The organism is Carboxylicivirga litoralis, from assembly GCF_025499605.1.
Taxonomy (GTDB): Bacteria; Bacteroidota; Bacteroidia; order Bacteroidales; family Marinilabiliaceae; genus Carboxylicivirga; species Carboxylicivirga litoralis.
This window is the reverse complement of the sequence record NZ_JAFMVC010000085.1, coordinates 1-1,943: the sequence shown is the minus strand read 5'-3', so window position 1 is coordinate 1,943 and position 1,943 is coordinate 1. Positions and strand designations below refer to the sequence as shown.

Here is a 1,943-nt window from a genome sequence, read left to right as displayed (position 1 = left end):
GTACTCAGACTTTAAATTATCTTTTACTTCATCATGAGATATCCCAAAAAAACTTTTTCTATTGTTAAGTATAAAACTGAAATTGATTAATGGATATTTCTTCAGAAATTCAATGAACTTAGGATTAACGGAACGAGTTTTCTTAATGTCAGTTTTAGCGTTTTCTTCAATAAACTCTTCCAACTCCTTTAAGTCTGAGATATATGGTATTAATGAAAAAGTAACTACATTATTTGGTTTACTCCTATCATCCAAACAATAATCACTAAAACATAACCATTTGGTAACAGATTTAACTTTTCCTATATAATTGTTTTCAATTTGTTCAATTGTCGATTTATTAAATGTATCATCTAATAATTTTTGTAGCATACTTTCCTCTTGTTTCATATTTTTCTGTTATCTGCTCGAATGCTTGCACCCAACGGCTCGAATATGCGTAGTGCGGGAGTTCGAAGCTCCAAGCAATCAAACCGCTATATTGTTTATTAAATGCTTTTATGTTCAAATTAACCAACCACCCCGCATTACGTATATTTATTGTTGTGGGTAGTTATTTTATTAAATAAAGAGGTTTGAAATTAGATTTCTTCAATTCACTTGCAACAGTTTTAAGTACATTATAAACATCACTTATTTTCTTTGCATACCCTTCATTTAATTGAATATGTCCTGTTTTATGAGTTTCCCATTTGAGTTTTATAATCTTTAAAGACTCAATACTATATCCTAGGTTTACAACTAATTGTTTATTTGGAGTTTTTAAATATTTATCAACTTCTGACTCCAAAGGCAAAACTAATTCATCAAATATCTTATTGAGTGGTTTTTGTTCCTTTGTCGAAAGGAAATCATTACATATTTTATTCTTTGCTGTTACAAAATCACAATTGGGCTCTGCCTCATTTACGATTCTTGAAGTCTCGTTCATAATTGAATTAAATTGTGTAAAAGCTGAATTCCAATTAGTCATTAATTCTTCTGTATAAGAATGAAATTTTTCATAATTATTTTGAATGTGAGCTTCTATCTTTACAAGAAATTCAACTTGACTAATGATATTAAAAATCATTTTAGCTTTCGTTTTCTCCTCTCCTTTTAAATTAAGCATTATTGTTTCAATCAACTCCCTTAATTCAATTTGCTGAAGTTTATCAACTAGCATTGATGAAAACTCAAATCTTTCAGTTTGAAGATTCGTTGATTCATTTAAGGCTTTAACAAATTTATTACAGCCATCAATTTGACTATTTATGGTTGGTTCTACAAATAATATCCAATGCTCAATGGTAGCTTTAATGGATTTCATTTCTGTTATTCTTTCAAGTTTTCCTTTAAACCAATTGATTAATTGACCAAGAAGAAAAACCAAGAGTGTAACTAAAACTGGTATAATTATACGCGCAAAACTATAATCTAATCCAAGAATTTTATTATTCGTTTCCTTTGATTTCGACGAAACTAATGTACTTTTCTGTAGTTGATTATTTAAAAATATGGAAGACGAATCCAAATTAACTGAGTTCAGCTTTTTATTTATATTCCATGTAAAGAGACCACTTTTAAGCTTAAATTTCATGTTTGGATACGCATGAAAAGGATTTATAACTGAAGTATCAACTCTAGTAGCCCATAACTCTTTCCAATTACCTCCATCGCCAGTTAGGCTATATGCCACTTGCCAAATATTATCACCTTTTTCAAGATATAGCATTTCTCCTTCAATACGCCAAGCCCTCGCTTGCACTGTAATGGTTAATAGTAATAGAATTACTAATGCTTTAAGCTTCATATTTTTCTTTTATTACGATTTTTCAATTTATGCGAGTCTTACTTTTTTAATTACCCACAACGGTGTTTGCATGATGCTGTGGCCAGCTTTAATGGTGGCCATGCATTATTGCATGTTGTTAGCCCTCGTATTTTATTCTTTTTATTTGAAA

General features: G+C 29.7%; 2 protein-coding genes. Both read right to left on the bottom strand.

From position 1 onward, the window contains the following. On the bottom strand, window positions 1-390 hold a 390-nt coding region (locus J1N10_RS20780; protein ID WP_262328652.1), incomplete at its 3' end, for a hypothetical protein. A 163-nt stretch (window positions 391-553) separates the two neighbouring features. Beyond that, window positions 554-1,792 carry a hypothetical protein gene (locus J1N10_RS20775; RefSeq protein WP_262328651.1) on the bottom strand — a complete coding sequence of 413 codons (1,239 nt, stop codon included), beginning with the start codon at window positions 1,790-1,792 and terminating at the stop codon, window positions 554-556. Window positions 1,793-1,943 lie beyond the last annotated feature (151 nt).